The sequence below is a fragment of the Actinacidiphila paucisporea genome (genome assembly GCF_900142575.1).
Classification (GTDB): Bacteria; Actinomycetota; Actinomycetes; order Streptomycetales; family Streptomycetaceae; genus Actinacidiphila; species Actinacidiphila paucisporea.
The window spans coordinates 165608-187010 of record NZ_FRBI01000008.1 but is presented as its reverse complement, the minus strand read 5'-3'; the positions used below and the strand labels follow the sequence as shown (position 1 = coordinate 187010).

General features: G+C 73.6%; 16 protein-coding genes. 6 read left to right on the top strand and 10 right to left on the bottom strand.

The annotated features are described in order from the left end of the window. Positions 1 to 131: 131 nt before the first annotated feature. Positions 132 to 1841 carry a purine-cytosine permease family protein gene (locus BUE44_RS15070; protein ID WP_073498357.1) on the top strand — a complete coding sequence of 570 codons (1710 nt, stop codon included), beginning with the start codon at positions 132 to 134 and terminating at the stop codon, positions 1839 to 1841. A 239-nt stretch (positions 1842 to 2080) separates the two neighbouring features. After that, positions 2081 to 6052, top strand: coding sequence for an Ig-like domain-containing protein (locus BUE44_RS37475; protein ID WP_073498355.1), 3972 nt, complete (start codon positions 2081 to 2083; stop codon positions 6050 to 6052). A gap of 73 nt (positions 6053 to 6125) precedes the next feature. Here BUE44_RS37475 and BUE44_RS15060 read toward each other — a convergent pair whose 3' ends face one another. From BUE44_RS15060 to BUE44_RS15045, 4 genes are all read right to left on the bottom strand, one after another. Continuing rightward, a complete protein-coding gene (locus BUE44_RS15060) occupies positions 6126 to 7097 on the bottom strand; it encodes an aldo/keto reductase (RefSeq protein WP_073498353.1) in 972 nt (323 codons plus the stop codon). Between the two features lie 11 nt (positions 7098 to 7108). Further along, positions 7109 to 7744 (bottom strand): RBBP9/YdeN family alpha/beta hydrolase, encoded by a 636-nt coding sequence (locus tag BUE44_RS15055; RefSeq protein ID WP_073498350.1) that lies wholly within the window; start codon positions 7742 to 7744, stop codon positions 7109 to 7111. Between the two features lie 132 nt (positions 7745 to 7876). Then, on the bottom strand, positions 7877 to 8752 hold the full coding sequence (locus tag BUE44_RS15050; RefSeq protein WP_073498348.1) for a fructosamine kinase family protein: 876 nt from the start codon (positions 8750 to 8752) through the stop codon (positions 7877 to 7879). After that, positions 8749 to 9213 carry a low molecular weight protein-tyrosine-phosphatase gene (locus BUE44_RS15045; protein WP_073498346.1) on the bottom strand — a complete coding sequence of 155 codons (465 nt, stop codon included), beginning with the start codon at positions 9211 to 9213 and terminating at the stop codon, positions 8749 to 8751. Before BUE44_RS15045 ends, BUE44_RS15050 begins: the two co-directional genes overlap by 4 nt. A 92-nt stretch (positions 9214 to 9305) precedes the next feature. Between BUE44_RS15045 and BUE44_RS15040 the strand changes: the two genes are divergently transcribed. After that, complete coding sequence (locus BUE44_RS15040) at positions 9306 to 10295, top strand: aldo/keto reductase (protein WP_073498343.1); 990 nt, start codon at positions 9306 to 9308, stop codon at positions 10293 to 10295. 102 nt (positions 10296 to 10397) lie between these two features. Further along, entirely contained in the window at positions 10398 to 11237 is an 840-nt protein-coding gene (locus BUE44_RS15035; RefSeq protein ID WP_073498341.1) for a PhzF family phenazine biosynthesis protein, read from the top strand. Positions 11238 to 11265: 28 nt separating this feature from the next. On the opposite strand, the gene BUE44_RS15030 is transcribed toward BUE44_RS15035, so the two are convergent. From BUE44_RS15030 to BUE44_RS15015, 4 genes are all read right to left on the bottom strand, one after another. Then, positions 11266 to 12081, bottom strand: coding sequence for a class I SAM-dependent methyltransferase (locus tag BUE44_RS15030; RefSeq protein WP_079189750.1), 816 nt, complete (start codon positions 12079 to 12081; stop codon positions 11266 to 11268). A gap of 62 nt (positions 12082 to 12143) precedes the next feature. Next, entirely contained in the window at positions 12144 to 13163 is a 1020-nt protein-coding gene (locus BUE44_RS15025) for a thaumatin family protein (protein WP_079189749.1), read from the bottom strand. Between the two features lie 56 nt (positions 13164 to 13219). Next, a complete protein-coding gene (locus BUE44_RS15020; protein WP_073498336.1) occupies positions 13220 to 17314 on the bottom strand; it encodes a discoidin domain-containing protein in 4095 nt (1364 codons plus the stop codon). Between the two features lie 178 nt (positions 17315 to 17492). After that, on the bottom strand, positions 17493 to 18275 hold the full coding sequence (locus BUE44_RS15015; protein WP_073498334.1) for a uracil-DNA glycosylase: 783 nt from the start codon (positions 18273 to 18275) through the stop codon (positions 17493 to 17495). Positions 18276 to 18372: 97 nt separating this feature from the next. Here BUE44_RS15015 and BUE44_RS15010 point away from each other — a divergent pair, with 97 nt between their 5' ends. Then, positions 18373 to 18744: a DUF488 domain-containing protein gene (locus BUE44_RS15010; protein WP_073498332.1), complete on the top strand. Its 372-nt coding sequence runs from the start codon at positions 18373 to 18375 to the stop codon at positions 18742 to 18744. Here BUE44_RS15010 and BUE44_RS15005 read toward each other — a convergent pair. Further along, entirely contained in the window at positions 18741 to 19991 is a 1251-nt protein-coding gene (locus BUE44_RS15005; protein ID WP_073498330.1) for a PP2C family protein-serine/threonine phosphatase, read from the bottom strand. The genes BUE44_RS15010 and BUE44_RS15005 overlap by 4 nt on opposite strands. 45 nt (positions 19992 to 20036) lie before the next feature. Further along, positions 20037 to 20552 (bottom strand): VOC family protein, encoded by a 516-nt coding sequence (locus tag BUE44_RS15000; RefSeq protein WP_079189765.1) that lies wholly within the window; start codon positions 20550 to 20552, stop codon positions 20037 to 20039. A 207-nt stretch (positions 20553 to 20759) separates the two neighbouring features. On the opposite strand from BUE44_RS15000, the gene BUE44_RS14995 reads away from it, so the two are divergent. Next, a complete protein-coding gene (locus BUE44_RS14995; RefSeq protein WP_073498328.1) occupies positions 20760 to 21365 on the top strand; it encodes a GPP34 family phosphoprotein in 606 nt (201 codons plus the stop codon). Positions 21366 to 21403 lie beyond the last annotated feature (38 nt).

Below are 21403 nucleotides of genomic sequence, written 5' to 3'. Positions count from 1 at the left end.
TTCCCGGCGACGCGTCACGTATTTAAAGACCCCGACATCACCGAGAAACAAACCGGCGGGACTCTTCCAACGCCGCCCGGGATGTATCCCAGGCGGTGGATCGCACACCGCGGACGGAAAAGGGAGTTCTCGTGACGGACACGGTCGACACACCGGCGCCTCCCGGCGGCGCCACCGGTACGACGACCCGCCGCTACAACGGCTGGACGAAGAACACCACGCTGGAGGACTACTCGCTGCGCTACGCGCCCAAGTCCTTCCGCCGCTGGACCCCCTACGTGGTGGCCACCACCGCGCTCGGCGGCATCGCCTATCTCGCCGACTTCGCGATCGGCGGCTCCATCGCGATCTCCCACGGATTCAGCAGCGCGCTGATCGCGATCCTGGCCGCCGCGGTCACCATCTTCCTCACCGGAATTCCGATCTCGTATTACTCGGCGAAATACTCCATCGACATGGACCTGTTGACCAGGGGCGCCGGATTCGGTTATCTCGGCTCCACTCTCACGTCCATCATCTACGCGAGCTTCACCTTCATCTTCTTCGCCCTCGAAGGCTCGATCATGGCCCAGGCGCTCGACCTCGGGCTGCACATCCCGCTCGCGGTGGGCTATCTGATCTGCGCGCTGATCATCCTGCCGCTGGTCTTCTACGGGATGACCGCGCTGTCGACCATGCAGGTGTGGACGCAGCCGGTGTGGCTGGTGCTGATGGTGGCGCCCTTCGTGTCGATCGCGATCCAGGACCCGCACGCCTTCTCGCGGTTCACGCACTTCGCGGGCAACTCGCCCACGGGTTCCTCGGTCAGCCTGATCGGGGTGGGCGCGGGCGCCGGTGTGGCGCTGTCACTTATCGCGCAGATCGGCGAGCAGGTCGACTACCTGCGCTTCATGCCGGACAAGACCCCGGCCAACGCCCGCCGCTGGTGGACCGCGGTGCTCGCGGCCGGCCCCGGCTGGGTGGTGCTGGGCGCGGCCAAGCAGATCGGCGGCGCCTTCCTGGCCTTCTACATCGCCGGCCACATCGGCCTGGCCAAGGCCAACGAGCCGATCCAGCAGTACGTCTCCGGTATCCACACCTTCGCGGCGCCGGTGGCGCTGGGCCTGGCGACCTTCTTCGTGATCCTCTCGCAGATCAAGATCAACACGACGAACGCCTACTCGGGGTCGCTGTCCTGGTCGAACTTCTTCTCCCGGCTGACCCACCGCCACCCCGGCCGGGTCGTCTACATCTTCCTCAACGTCGGCATCGCCTTGGCCCTGATGGAGGGCGGCGTCTTCGGCTTCCTCAACACGGTGCTGGGCTTCTACTCCAACGTGGCCATCGCCTGGATCGGCGCGGTCGTCGCCGACCTGGTGATCAACAAGCCGCTCAAACTCAGCCCGTCCTTCATCGAGTTCAAGCGAGCGCACCTGTACAACTTCAACCCGGTGGGCTTCGGCTCGATGCTGGTGGCGTCCGCGGTGTCCATCGCCGCCTACTTCCACGCCTTCGGCGCGTACGGCAAGGCCTTCTCGCCCTTCATCGCACTGGTCGTGGCGATGGTGCTCTCCCCCGTGCTCGCGGTGGCCACCAAGGGCCGCTACTACATCGCGCGGACCGACGACCTGGCGGAGCCGCTGTTCGCCGAGGACGGCCTGCTGTCGGCGGCGACCATGACCTGCACGGTCTGCGCCGAGGACTTCGAGCGCCCCGACATCGCCGGCTGCCCCTTCCACAGCGGTGCGATCTGCTCGCTGTGCTGCAGCCTGGAGAAGGACTGCCACGACGCCTGCAAGCCCGCCGCACGCGGGGCCGGCGGCCCGGTCGACCTCGGGATGCCGACGACCGCCGCCGGGTGACACCGCGCGACAGGGGGACGAGGTGCCGGTTCGCGGGCTTCCCGCGGACCGGCACTTTGCTGCGTCCCGGGTCTTTACGCCGTCGCCTTGGATGGTCTAGAACGACAGTCATCCGATGTTACGTGAGCCCGGCGTCCTGTTTCCGCACGCCGTACTGGAGCCATGCACGGGAGCAGGCGCATTCATCGGACTACTACGTCAACGCCGTTGACTGAAGCCGTACCGCCCTGGAGGGCATCGTGCAGAACTTCCCCCGCCGTCGCCGGCGGGTCGCGTACAGACGGGTCGTCGCGCTGTGCTCGGCGGCGCTCACCGCGCTCGCGGGCGCCGCCGTGGCCGACGCGGGGACCGCGACGGCCGCCGCGGGGCCGACCACCGCCTGGCAGCACGGAGACTTCACACTCGACCCGACCGGTGTCGTCAGCCGCTCCGACCTCGTGCTCGGTTCACCGAACTCCGACCCCGTCGCCTCGATGCCGCTGGGCAACGGATCGCTGGGGGTGGCCGCCTGGGCCGCGGGCGGCTTCACCGCCCAGCTCAACCGCTCCGACACCATGCCGGACCGCAAGTCGCCGGGGCAGCTCACCATCCCCGGCCTGACCGCCCTCTCGCACGCCGCCGACTTCCACGGACAGCTCGACCTCACCGACGGGGTGCTGCGCGAGTCCGGCGGCGGCATGTCGATGAAGGCCTGGGTCGCCGCCGGCAAGGACGAGCTGATCGTCGACGTCTCCGGCGCCGACCCGAGCGTGCCGCAGACCGCCACCCTCAACCTGTGGTCGCCCCGCAGGCCCACCGCCGCCGTGTCCGGCACCGTCGGCACCCTCGCCGAAACCTGGGCCGACGGCGCCCCGCCGATCGGGACCGGGGCGACGTTCGGCTCGCTCGCCGCCATCACCGCCGGCGGCCGCCAGGTGACCACCACCGTCGCCGGCCCCACCCAGATCAAGGTCAGCCTCACCCCGCACGCCGACGGCACCTTCCGGGTCGTCGTCGCCTCCCCCGGCTGGACCGGCGGCGACGCCGCCAGGACCGCCGCCGAGGTGATCGGCCGCGACGCCACCGCCGCCGAACGCGGCCTGCTGCAGGGGCAGGACCGCCGGTGGGGCGACTTCTGGGCGAACTCGGGCCTGATCTCGATGAGTTCGGCCGACGGCAGCGCCGACTACATCGAGAACCTGCGCACGCTCTACCTCTACGAGGAGGCGGCGTCGATGAAGGAGGGCATCCACCCGGGCAGCCAGGCGGGCGAGGCCGACATGTTCGCCTGGAACAAGGACGCCCAGACGTGGACACCGTCGGCGTACTGGCTGTGGAATCTGCGCACCCAGATCGCCGCCAACATGAGCAGCGGCAACTACCGGCTCAACACCCCGATCTTCGACATGTACGCCGACGACCTGCCCGCCATCGAGGCCTGGACGAAGCAGCAGATGGGCGGCCGCCCCGGGTCCTGCGTGCCGGAGACCATGCGCTTCAACGGCAACGGCATCTCCCCCGGCGCCGGCGAGAACGGCTCGTGCAGCGAGCCCGGCAGCCCCAACTGGAACGCCCTGGACATCTCCTCGGGACCGGAGATCGCCCTCTACATGTGGGAGCAGTACGAGGCCACCGGCGACAAGGCCGCGCTGAAGCGGTACTGGCCGTTCATCAAGTCGGTCACCCAATTCCAGCTCGCCTACCAGACCCCCGGCGCCGACGGGCTGCTGCACGCGAACGCCAACGCCCACGAGACCCAGTGGGCCGTGCAGGACCCGACCACCGACATCGCGCTCGACCAGGCGGTCTTCCCGCTGATCGGCCGGATCGCGACCCTGCTCGGCACCGACCACGGCGCCGACAAGGTGCTGGTCGCCCGGGTCGCCACCGCCCAGCGGCAGATCCCGCCCTACCCGCGCACCGACCAGGCCACCCGCAGCCGGCTGCTCAACCCCGGTTACACCGCCGCCGAGACGGCGGCGGCGGACGCGACCGGCACCGACATGCTGGCGATCTCCTACGAGCCGGCCGCCCAGCGCAGGAACGGCGAGAACATCGAGCTGGAACCGCTGTGGCCCTGGAACACCGTCAGTGACCAGGACCCCAACCTCTTCTCGCTGGAGCAGCGCAGCTACGCCCATCGCCCCAACAAGGGCGGCAACGACTGGTCGATGGACGCCATCGACGCGGCCCGGCTGCAGGATCCCGCCGAGGTGCGCAGCAACCTGGTCGCGCTGACCGAGGGACACCAGGTCTACCCCAACGGCTTCGCCGACCTCGGCAACTCCGTCGGCTACCAGCCGTACATCGAGCAGGAGTCGGGCGTCGCGACCGCGGTCGGCGAGGCGCTCGCGCAGGACTACGACGGCATCCTCCGCTTCGCACCGGCCTGGCCCGCCGAGTGGGACGGCGCGGGCACCGTCTTCATCAAGGGCAGGAGCAAGGCCGACGTGCAGGTGCAGGGCGGCAGGCTGGTCACCGCCGCGATCGAGGCGGGCACCTCCGGCACCCAGCGGGTCGAGAACCCGTGGCCCGGGCAGCCCACCGAAGTCGTCGACGGCGAGAACGGCCATGTCGTCCTCAAGGCGTCCACCGCCGCCCTGCTGAACGTGCCCGTGAAGTCCGGCAGGACGTACCTGGTCCAGCAGGCCGCCGCCCCCACCACCGCCCTGCCGTTCGCGCCGGTCACCGGCAGCGCACCGGCCACGGCCAGGCACCTGGGCGGCGTGCAGCTCGGCCTCGACGCGGGCACCCGGTCCGGCAGCTCCACCGTCGGCACCGTACTCGGCGCCACCGACCGGGCCTACGGCCTCACCCGGATCGAGGACCCCGGCTCCCCCACCACCGCCGCCGACGTGGCCGGGCTCTCGGCCCGTACCGCCACCGGCGACCTGTCCTTCGACGTCGGCGACGACACGGCCGCGACCGGCTCCTACGACGCCAGGGTCACCGTGTCGTACTACGACTCGGGCACCGGCTCGCTGTCCCTGCAGTACGACGCCGGGCCCAAGGACCGCTACCGCGAGGCCGGCACCATCGCGCTGACCGGCACCGGCACCTGGAAGACCGCCGACATCACCCTGTCCGGCGGCTACTTCGGCGGCCTGCAGAAGGACGGCGCCGACCTGCGCCTGCACTCTTCGGCGGGCCCGGTCACCGTGCACAGCGTCGGCATGACGGTCACCGGCGCCTGGGTGCCCGACCGGCACGCCTTCCCGCCGGCCCCGGTGATCACCACCCCGCGCGCCGGCGCCACCGTCAAGCTCGCCTCCGCGGTGTCCGGTACGGCGATCCCCGACGGCACGGTGACCGTGCGGGAGGCGTCCGGGGTGCTGTGCACCGCCACCGCGGACGACAGCGGCGTGTGGAGCTGCGCCCCCGGCGGCGGCCTCACCCCGGGGCGGCAGACCGCCACCGCGACGGCCACCGACCCGACCGGCCTGGTCGGCGAGGCGTCGGCCGGGGTCGCCTTCGACGCCTCCGACCTGCCGCCGGGCACCGCCGTGGTCGGCGCGGTCGTCGGCACCGACAACCACGCCTACGGCATGAGCCAGGACGAGCGGCCCTCCGGCGGCTTCGACGGCCCGACGACGGCCGCGGTGGTCGGCGGCCTGTCGGCGCGTACCAGCACACAGGGCAACATCTACTTCGACGTCGACGACTCGGTCGCCCACGCCGGCTACTACTCGGCGACCTTCACCGTCTCCTACTACGACCAGGGCACCGGCTCGTTCTCTGTGCAGTACGACAACGGCAGCTCCGACCCCTACAAGTCGACCGCCGGGATCCCGCTGACCGGCAGCAACACCTGGAAGACCGCGACGGTGACCGCCACCGACGCGTACTTCGGCGGGCAGCAGCACTCGGCGGCCGACTTCCGGCTGCGCAACGGCGGCGGCCAGGTGACGGTGCACAGCGTCGCGGTGAAGGTCAGCGGTGACGGCGTTCCCGACGTCGCCGACTTCGCACCGCCGGTGGCGATCGCCTCGCCCGCGGCGGGCGAGACCGTCGGCGCCGCGCCCGTCGTGGCGGGCTCCGCGGAGCCCGGCGCGACAGTGACGGTGACGTCCGACGACGCGCCGCTGTGCACGGCCGCGGTCTCCGACAGCGGCAGTTGGACCTGCACGGGCGCCGGCGGCCTCGCCGCCGGGCCGCACACCTTCCGGGCCACCGCCGAGGACCCGACCGGCACCCCGGCGCGAGCCGCCGCCGTGGCGGTGACCACGGCGTAGCGGTGAGCACCGAAGAAAGGGGGAGCGGTCCGGCCGGACGGCCGGGCCGCTCCCCCGCGTCGTCCCCGGCGGCTTACGCGAAGCCGGCGACGCCGCGCGGGGTGTAGTGCTCTTCGAGCCGCTTGCACTCGTCGTCGTCCAGCCGCAGGTCGACCGCGGCGATCGCGTCGTCCAGGTGCTGCGGTCTGGTCGCGCCGACGATCGGCGCGGTCACCGTGGGCTGCCGCAGCAGCCAGGCCAGCGCGACCTGCGCGCGGGTGACACCGCGCTCGTCCGCGACGGCCGCCACCGCGTCCACGATGTGCCGGTCGGTCTCCTGGTAGAGGGTCTTGCCGAACTCGTCGGTCTCGCTGCGCGCACTGGTGGTGTCCCAGGCCCGGGTCAGCCGGCCCCTGGCCAGCGGGCTCCACGGGATGACGCCGACGCCCTGGTCCGCGCACAGCGGCAGCATCTCCCGCTCCTCCTCGCGGTAGAGCAGGTTGTAGTGGTTCTGCATGCTGACGAAACGGGTCCAGCCGTTCCGCTCGGCCACGTACTGCGCCTTGGAGAACTGCCAGGCGTACATCGAACTCGCCCCGATGTAGCGGGCCTTGCCGGCCTTCACCACGTCGTGCAGGGCCTCCATCGTCTCCTCGACGGGAGTCGTGGAGTCCCAGCGGTGGATCTGGTAGAGGTCGACGTAGTCGGTGCCGAGCCGGCGCAGGCTGTGGTCGATCTCGGTCATGATCGCCTTGCGGGACAGCCCGCCGCCGTTGGGTCCCGACCGCATCCGGCCGTGCACCTTGGTGGCCAGCACGATCTCGTCACGGCGGGCGGAGTCGGCCAGGGCCCGGCCGACGATCTCCTCGCTGGTGCCGTCGGAGTAGACGTTCGCGGTGTCGAAGAAGTTGATCCCGCCCTCGACGGCCTGCCGCACGAACGGCCGGCTCGCCTCCTCGTCCAGCGTCCAGCTGTGGTTGCCGCGGTCGGCGACGCCGTAGCTCATACAGCCCAGGCAGATGCGGGAGACGTCGAGACCGGTCGTGCCCAGTTTCAGGTAGTCCATGGTCCACCAGCCTACGTCCGCGCCCCGGCGCCCCCGGCCGGGTCGAGGCCCCGCACCGGTCCCTCGCCCTCGGGGGCCAGGCACCAGTCGAGTACGCCGGGCCAAGGGCCGTACCCCGAGGCGACGGTGAGATGTCCGCCGCCGGTGACGACGTCGGCGGGCAGGCCCAGCGGCACGGCGAACTCGGCGAGCGCGCCTTCCGGGCAGCACGGGTCGTCGTCACCGCAGACGACGCGCGTACGCCCGGCGGCGCCGGCCACCTGCCCGGCGGTCAGGGGCGGCGGCGCGAAGGCCGCGACCTGCGGGTACTGCCGCAGGAAGCCCGCAGAGGGCGGAGCGACCAGCAGCGCCCGCGCGACCGGCACCGCCACCTCCCCGCGGGCGACGGCGTGCAGCCACAGCGCGCAGGCCAGGCTGTGGCACACGACGGTGACCTGCCGCCCTGCCGGCTCGGCGAGCAGCGTACGCAACTCCCCCAGCCACTCGGCGAGTCCGGGGTCGTCGGGGTCAGGCAGCTGCGGGTAGGCCACCTCGTGGCCCAGGCCGGTCAGCCGCCCGGCCAGCCAGTGCTGCCAGTGGCCGGCGGGCCGGTGGTTCTCCCAGCCGTGCAGGATCACGAAGCGGTGGCCGCTGGGGACGTCGGTCATGGTCACTCACCATCTCGCCGTTTCGAGGGAGGGGCTTCGCGGTGCCCCCGCCGCCGAGGCCGACGTCCTTGTCCCCGCCTCCGCGTACGGCACGCAGACTAGCCGACGACCGTGACCGCGATCAGCCCGCGATCAGCCCGCCAGGGCGGCGCGGGCCGCCGCGACCGCCTGGTCCGCGTAGCCGCCGCCGAAGAGCACGGTGTGCACCAGCAGCGGGAAGAGCTGGTGCAGCGGGACGCGGGCGGCGAAGCCGTCGGCCGGCGGCGCCGCCTCGCGGTAGGCGCCGAAGACCCGGTCCCACTGCGGGCAGCCGAAGAGCCGGAGCATGGCCAGGTCGGTCTCCCGGTGCCCGCCGTGCGCGGCCGGGTCGATCACCCGCACGCGCCCGTCGGCGCCCCACAGCACATTGCCGCTCCACAGGTCCCCGTGCAGCCGGGCCGGCGGCTCCGCGGGGCCCGCCAGCTCCGGGAGCCGGTCGCAGACCTCCGCCACGACCGCGGCCCCGGCGCTCGCCATGGCGCCGGCGTCCACGGCCTGCCGCAGATACGGCAGCACGCGGTGCTCGGCATACCAGTGCGGCCAGTCCGCGCCGGGCGTGTTGCGCATCGGCGCCGCCCCGATCCAGGCGTCCGCCGGGCCGCCGGGCGGCGCGGCGCCGAAGGCGGGTGCGCCCGCGGCGTGCAGCCCGGCGAGGTCCCGGCCGAAACGGGCCGCCGCCTGCGGGTCGGGCCGGCCGGTCGCGACCCGGTCGGTCACCAGCCACCGGTCGTCGTCGCCGTGGACCGCGGGCACCGGGACCGTGCCGGCGTCGGCCAGCCAGCGCAGGCCGGCCGCCTCGGCCCGTACCGCGCCGGGCCCGTCCGCGCGCTTGACCATCACCACCGCGCCGCCGTCCAGGACGACTTCGCTGAGCGTGCCGGACAGCCGGCGCTCCCCCGTCACCCGGCGCCCCGTCAGCCGGGCCGCCGCGGCGGCGGGCCCCTCGGCGGCTGGCCCCTCGGTGCTCATGCGTCGAGGTGCTCGCGCACCCATTCCAGCAGCCCCGGCATCGCGGCCACGACCATGTCCAGCACCTCTTCGAAGCCCTCGGGGCCGCCGTAGTACGGGTCGGGCACGTCGGGGTCGCCGGTCGCGTCCGGGTCGAAGGAGCGCAGCAGCCTGACGCGTGACGGGTCGTCCACCACCCGGCGCAGCGCCGTCTCGTGGCCCCGGTCCATCGCGACCAGCAGGTCGGCGTCCAGGTGCCCGGGGCCGAGCTGGGCCGCGACGTGGTCCACCGGGAAGCCGTGCGCGGCCAGCACGAGGGCGGCCCGCGAGTCGACGGCGTCACCGGCGTGCCAGCCGCCGAGCCCGGCACTGCTGACCCGCACCCGGTCGTCGAGGCCCGCCCCGCGCAACCGCTCGGCGAGGACGAGCGCGGCGGACGGCGACCGGCAGATGTTGCCCGTACAGACGAAGCAGATGTGCACGGCAGCAGAATATGGCCGCGCGCCGCGCCCTCGCGGTCCCGTACGGTGTGGCGCGGGGTCCGCCTCCCGGTCCCCGGCGGCAGGAGGCACGGATGGAATACGCGGCGCTGGGGTCCTCGGAGCTGACGGTCTCGCGGATCTGCCTGGGCATGATGAGCTTCGGCGACACGCCGGCGCGCGAGTGGCAGCTCAGGGAGGACGCCGCCGAGCCGATCGTGCGGCGGGCCGTCGACGCCGGGATCACCTTCTTCGACACCGCCGACAGCTATGCGGGCGGCACCGGCGAGGAGATCACCGGCCGGCTGCTGTCCCGGCTCTTCGCCCGCCGCGAGGACTACGTCCTGGCCACCAAGGTCTACTTCCCCACCGGTCCGGGCCCCGAGGACCGCGGCCTGTCCCGCCGGCACATCATGGCGGCGATCGACGCCTCCCTGACCCGGCTCGGCACCGACTACGTGGACCTTTACCAGATCCACCGCTACGACCTCGACGTCCCGGTCGAGGAGACGATGGCCGCGCTGGACGACGTCGTCGGCTCCGGCAAGGCACGTTATATCGGGGCGAGTTCGATGTACGCCTGGCAGTTCGCGAAGGCGCAGTACGCCGCCCGGGCGGCGGGCGGCCCCGGCTTCGTCTCGATGCAGAGCCACTACAACCTCGTCTACCGCGAGGAGGAGCGCGAGATGCTGCCGCTGTGCGCGGACCAGGGCGTCGGCGTCATCCCCTACAGCCCCCTCGCCCGCGGCCTCCTCGCCGGCAACCGCACCCGCACCGGCGCCCGCCGAACCCTCCGCGCGGCCTCCGACCCGCTGGCCGACACCCGCTTCGACGCCCACGCCGAGACCGACTTCGACGTCGTGGACGCCCTCACGGAGGTCGCCGCCGCCCACAGCGTCCCCCCGGCCCGCATCGCCCTCGCCTGGCTCCTCGCCCAGCCAACCGTGACGGCCCCGATCATCGGCGCGACCAAACCCCACCACGTGGACGACGCGGTGGCCTCCGTCTCCCTCCGCCTTCCCTCCGAGCACACCACCCGGCTGACAGCCCCGTACCGCCCGCACCCGGTGATCGGCCACACCTGAGGGCCGCTGCGCGCTCGCTCACGGGGGTACGCCGCCCGCCCGCGCGGCAGTGCGGGTGGCGGGACGGGAATGGTTTGGCGGACCGTGCGGTTGGGGTGAGGCGTGAGCGAGATTCTGCACTACACAGCCTTTTCCGCCGACCCCGCGGGCGGCAACCCCGCCGGTGTCGTCCTGGACGCGTCCGGCTTCGACGAGGCGCGGATGCTGGCCGTCGCGGCCGAGCTGGGCTACAGCGAGTCGGCCTTCCTGACCGAGCGGACCGGGGAAGGTGCGTACACGATCCGCTACTTCAGCCCGAAGGCCGAGGTGTCCTTCTGCGGGCACGCCACCGTCGCCACCGCGGTCGCGCTGGCCGAGCGGGACGGCCCGGGCGAGCTGGAGTTCGCCACCGCCGCGGGGACCGTGCCGGTCAGCGTGGCCAGGGAGGGCGGCGAGCTGCGCGCGACGCTGACGAGCGTCGAACCGTACGTCGAGGCCGCCGACCCGGCGGACGTCGCGGAGGCGCTGGCCGCGCTCGGCTGGGCCGCCGCCGACCTGGACCCGGCGCTGCCGCCCAGGATCGCCTTCGCGGGCGCCCGCCACCTGGTGCTCGCCGCCGCGACCCGCGCCCGGCTGGCCGACCTCGACTACGACTTCGCGCGGCTCGGAGCGCTGATGCACCGGCTCGACCTGACGACCGTCCAGCTGGTGTGGCGCGAGGCGGACCGCACCTTCCACGTCCGCGACCCGTTCCCGGTCGGCGGCGTCGTCGAGGACCCGGCGACCGGCGCGGCCGCGGCGGCCTTCGGCGCGTACGCGCGGGACCTCGCGCTGGTCCCGGCGGACGCCGTGCTGACCCTGTACCAGGGCGCCGACATGGGCCGTCCCGGCACCCTTACGGTCGAACTGCGCGCGGGGGACGCCCGGGTCCGGGTGAGCGGTACGGGCACCAGGATCGTCTGAGGCCCGCGGCGGACGCCCGCCGGCCGCCTCACCGTGCCCGCGACACCCGCAGCTGTGTGAGGTACCGCTTGGTGACGCGTCCGCCGTAGCCCCCGTCGATCAGCCCCGCGATACAGGCGAGCAGCCCCTCGCGCGCCGCGGACGGCAGGGCTCGGTGGCCGGAGTATGTGCGCAGGACCTCCAGGTACTGCTCCGTGGTGTACGTCAGGTCCCATTCGTGGTTCCGGACGGCGAGCGGGCCGAAGCGGCCGCTGCGGGCGATCTCGGCCGCGTGGGCCGAGGTGTCGATGTCCGCGGCGGCGGGCAGCCGTATGCCCGGCCTGGTGGCCGGGTCGAAGCGTTCGTAGCAGGCCTGGGCCTCGGCGAAGAAGTCCCGGGTGCCGCCTGCCACGTGCAGGGTGGCGACGACGGCGAGCGCGCCGCCGGGGCGCAGCGCGTCGGCGGACTTGGTGGTGCGGACCGCCGGGTCGATCCAGTGGAAGGCCGTCGCCGAGACGACCGCGTCGAACGGCTCGGCCGGGAGCGGCCAGGTCTCGAAGTCCGCGGTCACGACCTCGACCGCGTCGAAGGCGGCCAGCTGCCGCCGGGCGACGGCGGCCATGCCCGCGCCCAGCTCGACGGCGGTGATCCGGCAGCCGCGTTCGGCGAGCGGCACGGTGGCCTTGCCGGTGCCGGCGCCGACTTCCAGGACCCGGCATCCCGGCCCGGTGCCGGCCAGTTCGGCGAGGTCGTCGAAAAGTCCCGGCGGGTAGCCGGGCCTGGCCCGGTCGTAGAGTTCCGCGTCCTCGTCGAAGACCCGGCTGAGCCGGGCCCGGTGGGCCTCGTCGGGCGTGTCGTCGCGCATTCGGCCCATGCTAGGCCGAGCCGCCGGTCGCGGCCCGTCCCGCTTCGGGGCCGGCCATGCGGTCAGCCCGTACCGAAGGTCACCCGGTAGTAGCAGGCGCCCTTGCAGGCCATGGTGGCCCCGTCGTCGAAGGCGTACGAGTAGGCGTAGGGCTCGGCCTTCTTGAAGACCTGGGTGTAGTCGACCGGCCACTTCGCCGGGAGGCAGTTCTCGCGTCCGGACCAGGCGCCGCGGCAGCAGTAGGTGTCACCCCCGAAGGCCGCGCAGGGCGGCTTGCAGCCGATGACCTGGCCGCCGGCGGCGGTGGCCCGCATGGCGGCGGGGCAGGCGACCGGGTGGGTGCAGGCGCCGCGGTAGCAGCCGGTGGGGGTGAGCGGGTCGGTGCTGGCGGTGTGGGAGATGTTGATGTACATCGGCAGGTTGGACCCGTCGACCATGCTCACGTCGTAGAAGTCCATGCCGTCGAAGGCGTCGAAGGTGAATTCGCCGAGTGTGGTGGGGGTGACGGGGCCGCCGCAGGTGGTGGTGCAGTCGCCGGTCAGGCAGTGGCCCGAGGCGTCGCCGGTGCAGCCGGTGCGGCCCCATATCCGGCCGCCCCAGGAGGTGCCGACCAGCAGCGAGGTGCTGGCGCCCGGGGCCAGCCGGCGGCCCTTGGGGTACGCGGCAGTGCCGGTGGCCACGGCCCAGACCGTCTGCGAAGTGTGGTTGACGATGACGATGCTGCGCTGCCCGCCGGGCGCGGACTGCTTCCGCGGCGGCGCCGCGGTCTTCTGCGGCGCCGCCTGCTCGGCAGGGGTGGCCCGGCGGCCGGGCGTCGGCGGCCGCGCGGCCGCCGACGCGGCCGTGGCCGTGGCCGAGGACACGGCCGGGGCCGGTGCGGTGGCGGGAGCAGCCGGCGTACTGCTCGCGGCCGGCCGGGCGGCGGCCGGGCCGCCGCCTTCCGGTCCGGCGTCGCCCGGTGCCGCCAGCCAGGCGACGAGCGCGACGGCGGCCACCGCCGCGAGCGCCGCCGCGGCCCGCGGCCAGGCGGGGCGGACCCGGTGCCGTCGCTGGTGGCCCCTGCGTGTCGTTGCGTGCCTCATGCCAAGGAGACCGGACCGGCGCCCCGCGATAACGAGAACGCCGGTCCGCCGCCGGCTCACCTCGCGGTGACCGCCGGGCTGTTGTAGCCCTCCACCCGCAGCTCGGGCCGGCCCGAGGGCAGGGCGTGCGCGGGCCAGGACAGCGGGACCGTACGGGACTCGCCGGGGAGCAGCCACAGGTAGTTGTCGCCGTAGAGCGTCGGCAGCACCCGCTCGCCGGTGTGCTGGTCGAGCAGCGACAGCCGGACCATCGCGGCGACGGCCGACCCCCGGTTGCGTACGGTCGCGGTCAGCCCGCGGCGCGAACCGTCGGCGGTGACCCGGCCGATCGTGGCCGAGGTGCGGACCTGCCGGGCGGTGCTGAGCGCGGTCATGGCGGCGGGGGTGCGGTAGCGCCAGTAGGTGTTGCGGGACAGCTCGCGGCCCCGTCCGTCCGCCAGGACCAGCCGCAGAAGGTGCAGGTCGGGCAGGTCGCCGGTCCACCCGGCGGTGAAGGCCTCGGCTGTGGCGGCGGAGCCGACGTCCACCCGGGCGGTGCGGGCGGCGCCGAGCGGGCGGCCGGCGAGGTCGTAGGCCCGGGCGGTGACCTGGGCGCCGCGCAGCTCGCTCGCGGTGTGGTTGACCGCGATGACCTGCCAGGTCACCGGGTCGGCCTGGACGTGCAAGGGCTCGCAGGCCGACCTGGCCCCGTAGTACGTCCCGTTGACGTCGAAGTCGTAGTCGTAGGTCTGCCACACGGTGCTGTGCCAGGCGGGGTGCGACATCCACAGCATCAGGCCGCTGGCGTCGTCCCACAGATGGGCGTTCCACGCCTCGAACATGCTGCGGGTGTTCTCGTAGTTGACGAACTGCGCCTTGCGCGCGAAGTCGTCCAGGTCCCGTGCGGTGCCGAGCCTGGCCTCGATCGCGGCCTTGTAGTTCTGCGGGGCCTGATTCCCGCGTTCGCTCCAGTCGTGGTAGTACCAGGCGCCGCCGATCGGCCACTCGGGGCTGTCGCCGACGAGGTTGCGCATGCTCTCGGCGGTGGAGACCACCGGCATGCCGATCTCGGTGTGGAAGCCGAAGCTGTTGCTGCCGTACGACGCCGGGTCGTAGTAGCGCTCGGGCTCGATCCAGTTGTACGGGCCGCCGCCGGTGATGACGCCGCCGGCCGAGTTGTTCTGGTAGAGGATGCCGGGGGCCTGGGACCGCACGGCGTCGCGCATGCCGTCGTCGATCGCCTTGGGCGGGTTGCCCTCGTTGGCACCGCACCAGACCACCACGCAGGGGTGGCTGCGGTAGCGCAGCACGGTGTCGCGGGCGAGGGCGTTGTAGGCGTCGTGGTCCGGCGGGTCCATGCCCCAGGCGTTCGGGAAGTCGTTCCACACGAGGATGCCGTGCTCGTCGCAGCTGGCGAAGAACTCCTCGCGGTCGCTGCTGCCGACCCAGTTGCGGATCATGGTGAAGTTCATGTCGCGGTGCATGCGCACGGCCGCGTCCATCCGCTCCGCGGGCATCCGGCGCAGCAGTTCGTCCCAGCCCCAGTTGCCGCCGCGGCACAGCACCCGTACGCCGTTGACGCTGATGCGCAGCGGGTCGGGTGAATTCTTCACGGACTTCACGTCCGTCCAGGCCTGGCCGTCGTCCGAGACCTGGATGGTGTAGGTCTTGGGGTAGGCGGCCTCCCAGAGGATCACCACCCGGTCGAAGGCCTGCGGCGAGCCGAGGTCGACCTGGATCCACTGGTGGTCGGCGTAGAGGGACGACCAGCGGGAGTTCGGATCGCCGTCGGTGGCGTTGGCCGCCGGGTTGGACGGGTCCTCGCTGGAGGCGGTGACACCGCGGTGCAGGGCCAGGTCGGTGCCGGGGCGGTTGCTGTCGACCACCGAGAGGGACCACAGCGAGTTGCCCCAACTGGTCTGCCGCACACCGCAGTCGATCCGCACGTAGCGGGCCGTCCGGGCGCCGAACTCCTCCGTCTGCAGGCTCGCGTCACCGCCGTTGAAGGGCAGCGGCACGGCGGAGTTGTCCACCGCCGCGGCGTCCGTCCAGGCCGAGCCGTCGGTGGAGACCTGCACCACGTACGTCTTGGCGTACGCCTGCTCCCAGGTGAGGTCGACCCGGTCGAAGGAGCGGACGGACCCCAGGTCCAGCTGGAGCCACTGGTCGTCCTGGAAGGCGGAGGACCAGCGGGTGGCGGGGTCGCCGTCGGTGGCGTTGCCGGGTCCGTGGTCGTCCTCGTCCACGGTGGAGGAGGTCGCGGACGCGTGCAGCGCGAGGTCCACGGACGGCTGCGAGCTGTCCACGACAGCGACCGTCCACAGTGAGGCGCCCCAGTTGGTCGCCCTGGTCAGGCAGTGGATCCGCACGTGGCGGGCGGTCCGCGGGCCGACGTCCACCGACTGGGTGCAGGCGTCGCCGCCGCCGGTGAAGGGCAGCGGCACCGCGTACTCGTAGCCGAACTGGCGGATGCCGAAGCGGGTGGTGCGCCGGTCGCTCACGGTGCCGCCGACGGAGACCGTCGTGGCGAGGTCGTGCAGGACGGCGTCGCCGAGCCCGTTGGGCCACCACAGCTCGGGGTCGCGCAGCCGCAGCCGGCTGAAGGCGTCGGGGGCGAAGGTGACGTCGAGGCTCTGCCCGGCGGGGACGGTGACCGTACGGGAGACGTGGACGTCGCCGAAGGAGGCCGAGACCGTCGCGGTGCGGTCGGCGTCCGCGGCGTTGCGCACCGGCACGGTGAGGGTCAGCTCCGCGACGGAGGTGTCGGGCAGACCGGGCAGTACGGTGTCCACCCGCGGGTCGCCGATCAGGACGTCGCCGGTGGAGCGGAGCCTGACGTGGTTCCAGATCCCGGAGACCCGGTCCCGCACCGCCGGCATCCAGTCCCAGCCGGAGACGGCCAGGTAGGTGGGCGAGTTGAGGTTCATCTGCCCGGCGCCCGCGTCCACCCAGGACTCCCCCGCGGGCCCCTTGTCGCCGGGGCTGCCGGGGATCGGCATCGGCGTGATCTTCACGGCGAGCCCGTTGCCGCCGGCCGCCAGCAGGCCGGTGACCTCGTGGGCCGAGCGGGCGAAGGGGTAGGTCAGCCCGCCGACGTGCCGGCCGTTGAGCCAGATGTCGGCCTGGTGGTTGACCCCGTCGAACTCCAGCCAGACCCGGCGGCCGGCGCCGGTGCGCAGGCCGCTCGGCAGCTCGAAGTCCCGCTTGTACCACCAGGAGTGGCGCGACAGCGCCTCGGGGATGTGCAGGTTGTTCAGGCCCGCGACCGGGTCGGGCAGCTTGCCCTGGTCGACCAGGGACGCCAGCACGGTGCCGGGTACGGTCGCGGGCAGCCAGCCGCTGGTGTCGACGGTGGTACGCGACAGGTCCGCGCCCTCGCCGCCGGCCCAGTCGTCCATGGTCAGCGTCCAGCCGGACTCCAGCGGCACGGTCCCGTCGGCGGCGACGGTCAGCGCGGGCGGCCGGTGGTCGTGGCGGCCCCAGTCGGTCCAGCCGGTGGCGACGGCCCGGTGGGCGGGCGGGGTGCCGTAGACCTCGAAGCCGTTGAGCCCCAGCGGGTTGGGGTTCGACCGCTTGCGCGAGGTCATCCGCACCCAGCGGGCGACGACCGGCTGGTCGAGGGCGATGTCCACGACGCCGCCGGTGCCGGCGGTGGTGCGGTGGACGCTGGTCCACGAGCGCCGGTCGCGGGAGGTCTCGACGACGAAGTCGACGGCGTAACTGGACAGGATCTCCTGCCCTGTCGTGCCGTCGGACCAGTTCCCCGAGGCGGGCCTGGTGAAGACCGGGTCGTGCGCTTCGCCTTCGAAGGTGAGCCGGATCGCGGTGACCTGGCAGTCGGCCTGCAGGTCGACGGAGATCCACTGGGGGTCGCCGTCCGCCGCCCGCCATCCGGTGCCGCGCACGCCGGGTGAGTTGACCGTGTCGACGGCGAACGCGGCCGGGGTGGGCGCGTAGTCGGTCGAGGAGACCTCGACCGGTCGGTAGGCGGCCAGTTCGCCGGGCGCGGCCGGTCCACCCGGCACCGCGGGCCCGGCCGGCCGGTCGCCGGGGTCCGCGGCGGCGCTCACTCCCGGGACGGCGGCCAGTCCGAATCCGGCCAGCAGGGTCGAGCCGCTGGCGACGACGGTCCGCCGGGAGGGGTGGGCCGACGGTTGCGACTGATGCGCCATGCGCGAGGTCCAATCACGAGTACGAGTCCTGCTGACCAGCGGTCAGGGGCAGGTACGCCGACCCCTGATGACAACGTTGCCGTAGCGCGGTGGAACCGAAGCCCTGATCGAGACTGACAACGTTGCCATAGACTGGAACCCCCGCCGCCGCTTGTCAATCCCTCTGCCTGGGTCCGTGTCAGTCGCGCACCGGCAGACCTGCTGTTCGGCCCGCGGTGCGCAACACGTCGCGGAGCATCGCGGGGGTCAGCGTGCGGGTCGAGACATTGCGCTGACTCGGGTGGTAGCTGCCGAAGAGGTGCAGCTCGCCGCCGGCGTCGTGCAGCAGCACATGGGCGGCGTGCCCGAACGCCGGTTGAGGCCGCGGCAGTTGCCAGCCGGCGTCGCGCAGCACCGGCAGCAGCGCCTGCCAGCCGAAGCCGCCGAGCACGACGGCGGCCCGCAGCGTCGGGCGCAGCAGCTGGAACTCGCGGGCCAGCCAGGGGCGGCAGGTGTCGCGTTCCGCGGTGGTGGGCCGGTTGTCCGGCGGGGCGCAGTGCACGGGGCCGGTGACGCGTACGCCGAACAGTTCGAGGCCGTCGCCGCGGTCCGCGGCGGTGGGCCGGGAGGCCAGGCCCACCGCGTGCAGGGCGGCGTAGAGCACGTCGCCCGACGGGTCGCCGGTGAACATCCGCCCGGTGCGGTTGCCGCCGTGCGCGGCGGGGGCGAGCCCGACGATCGCCAGCGGGGCGTCCTGCGGGCCGAACCCGGGCACGGGCCTGGCCCAGTACGTCCAGTCGGCGTACGCCCGCCGCTTGACCCGGCCGGCCTCCTCGCGCCAGGCGACCAGCCGCGGGCAGGCCCGGCAGGTGGTCAGCGCGCCGTCCAGCGCGGGCACCGAGCCGGCCCGGGCGGCGGCCGCCGCGGGAAAGCCCGGGGCGTCCGGGTCATCCGGGACGGCGCCCGGCGTACCGGCTGCCATGGCCTCCTCCGCCTCTCCCCCGCGTACCGGACCGGCGGCGTGGACCGCCGGTGAAATGGGACCCGCCGGGGGCGACCCGTCAGGGAGAGGTGCCGCCATGGCCGAGTCGATCACCTACCGCCGAGTCTACGAGGAGGCCGCGCCCGGAGACGGTACGCGGGTGCTCGTGGACCGGGTCTGGCCGCGGGGCCTGCGCAAGCAGGACGCGCACCTGGACGAGTGGCTGCGGGACGTCGCCCCCTCGACGGACCTGCGCCGCTGGTACGGCCACGAGCCGGACCGCTTCGCCGAATTCCGCCGCCGCTACCGCGCCGAACTGCGCGACGCGGAGCACCAGGCGGCCGCCGAGCACCTGCGCGGCCTCGCGGGCGACGGCCGGCGGCTGACACTGCTGACGGCCACCAAGGACGTAGACCACAGCCAGGCCGCGGTCCTCACGCAGTGGCTGGCGGGCGAGGACCAGGGCTAGGACGGGGACCAGGACTGGGACCGCGGCTGGGGACCGGGTCTGCTGCCGGGCAGCGGCGGGACGCGGACGACCAGGATCGCCACGTCGTCGTCGAAGACCTGGCCGTGGTGGGCGAGGAGCTCGTCGCACAGCGCGTCCGGCGTCACCGTGGCCAGCGAGCCCGCGTGCGCGGCCAGCGCGCGCAGGCTCTCGTCGATGTCCTGGTCGCGGCGCTCGACCAGGCCGTCGGTGAACAGCACCAGTGTGCTGCCCGGCGGCAGCGGGTGCTCGTGGTCGGGGCGCGGCAGCCGGGGGTCGACGCCGACCGGGATGCCGTGCCGGGGCGGGGCGAGGAAGCGGACGGCGCCCTCCTGCGGGATCAGCAGCGGCGGCGGGTGGCCGGCGTTGGTCCAGTGGAAGGTGTACCGCCCGGGGTGCCGCTCCTCCAGCCGGCCGAACACCAGGGTGGCGGCGGGCGGGTCGTCGAGGGTGCCGACGACGTCGTCCAGCTTCGACACGACGGTGCCGGGCGGCCCGCCCCGGTCGTGGGCCAGGGCGTGCAGCATGTAGCGGAACTGCCCCATGACAGGCGCGACGCCCGGGTCGTGCCCGGTGACGTCGCCGACCACGACGCACGGCACGCCGTCGGGCAGCACCAGCACGTCGTACCAGTCGCCGCCGAGCCTGGGCAGCTCGGAGGCCGGCTGGTAGCGGGCGCGTACCTCGATGGGCCCCAGGTCGGGCAGGTCGGGCAGCATGCGCCGCTGGAACTGCTCGGTGGTGTATTTGAGCCGCTCGTAGAGCCGGGCGTTCTCGATGCTGACGCTCGCGGCGCTGGCCAGCGCGGTCAGCAGGGCCTCGTCGTCGTCGGTGAAGGGCGTGCCGTCGTTCTTGCCGGTCAGGCACAGGTTCCCGTAGACGGTGCCGCGTACGGTCAGCGGTACGCCCAGCACCGCGCGGGTCGACGGGTGGCCCGCCGGGGCGCCCGACGTGTCGCACTCGGGCGCGCCGACCGTGATGAGGTCGACGACGGCGCCGTCCTCACCGAGCACCCCCAGTGCGCCGTGGCGGGCGTCGATCAGGTGGGTCCCCGCGGTCACGATGTGGCGCAGCACGGTGCGCGTGTCCATGTCGGCGCTGATGGCCACGACCGCGTCCAGCAGCCGGCGCTGCCTGCCCTGGCCGTCGGTGAGCCGGCGCAGCCTCTCCTCCAGGGACGCCACCGACCGGTCACGGCGCGGCTCGCCGTCCGCGGTGTCCTCGGTCATGCCCGCACCTCCTCGCCGGGCGGACCGGCAGGACCGCCGCGCCCGTCACCAGGCGTAGATCCGCGCCATGATCTCCTGCCGGGCCGCACCGTGCGGCCCGGGATGGGTGATGACCAGCGGCAGGCCGTCGGGGTCGCGGCCCTCGACCACCGTCACGCCCTCGCCGGACTCCCTGGAGGCGACGTGCGCGTCGCGCTCCTTGAGCAGCCGCTCGCAGCGCTGGAGGTCCTCGGCGCTGTCCGCGGTCCAGATGACGTACTGCACGCCGATGGCACCGAGCGGGTGCTCGCCGCCGGAGCCCATGACGCGCAGGTACAGCTGCGTGTCGTCCGCGCCGACCAGCAGCGTCGCCGAGGTCGCGCGGACCGCGACCCGCATCAGCAGCAGGTCCTGGTAGAAGTCGACGGCCCGGTCGAGGTCGCGCACGAAGACCACCACGGAGGCCATCTTCGGCCCGCGCGCGTCCGCGGGGCCGCCGTGCCCGCCGGCCTGCCCGTCCGGCTGCCCGGCCTGCCCGTCGGGCCGCCCGGCACGGTCGGCGCCGGCCGCATCCGCTCCCATGCAGAGCCCCTTCTCCACTCGTCCCCGGCCGTCGATCGCCCGTCCCGGCATCCCGCCCGGAATCCTCCTCCTCACGCTACAGGCCACCTGAACAGGGCGCTCGGCACGGCGACCCGCCCTGCCGGGTTACCGTCGGTGCTGTAGGCAAGGACGTGTCGCCCGGCCGGGCGGAGCACCAGCCGCCCCCACCCTGACGTGGAGTGCCCCATGACCACAGCGCAGGACCTGATGATCGTCGCCATGGACGTGGAGTCCGGCCGCCCCGTGGAGTCGGGCGACCTCTCGCTCGCCCTCGCGGGCGCGGAGCTGGTCGACCTGCTCGACGGCGGCCTCGCCTCGCTGGACGGCGACCTGATCGTGCCGGGCGTAGGGGCGACGCCGGGCGACCGGCTGCTGGCCGAGGCCGAGGCGGCGCTGGTGCGGCGGCTGCCGTACGAGTCGGTCGAGGACTGGCTGTGGCGCAGGGGCCGGGCGCTGTCCGCGGCCTATCTTGCCGCCCTGGAGGACGGCGGGCTGGTCACCCGCGGGCACCGGCGGCTGCTCCCGGGCCGCCCGGGTCCGGCGGAGCTGGTGGACTCGCCGGCCCGCCGCGCCGCGGCCGAGCGCTGGACCTCGCGCGAGCCGGTGCTGACGCTGCTGGCCGCCACCCTGGGCATCCCCGCGGAAGCGGTGGAGCCGGCCCCCGCGGTCGCCGACGAGGAGGTCGTGACGGTGCTGGCGACGACCGGCGAGGCGGTGATGGAGCTGGACGCCGTACGGCAGCGGCGGGACATCGAGCAGGCGGCCTTCGACAACGTGTGGCGCGGCGAGTAGTCCGTGCGGGCACGCCGGACCCCGCCGCCCTGGACGGG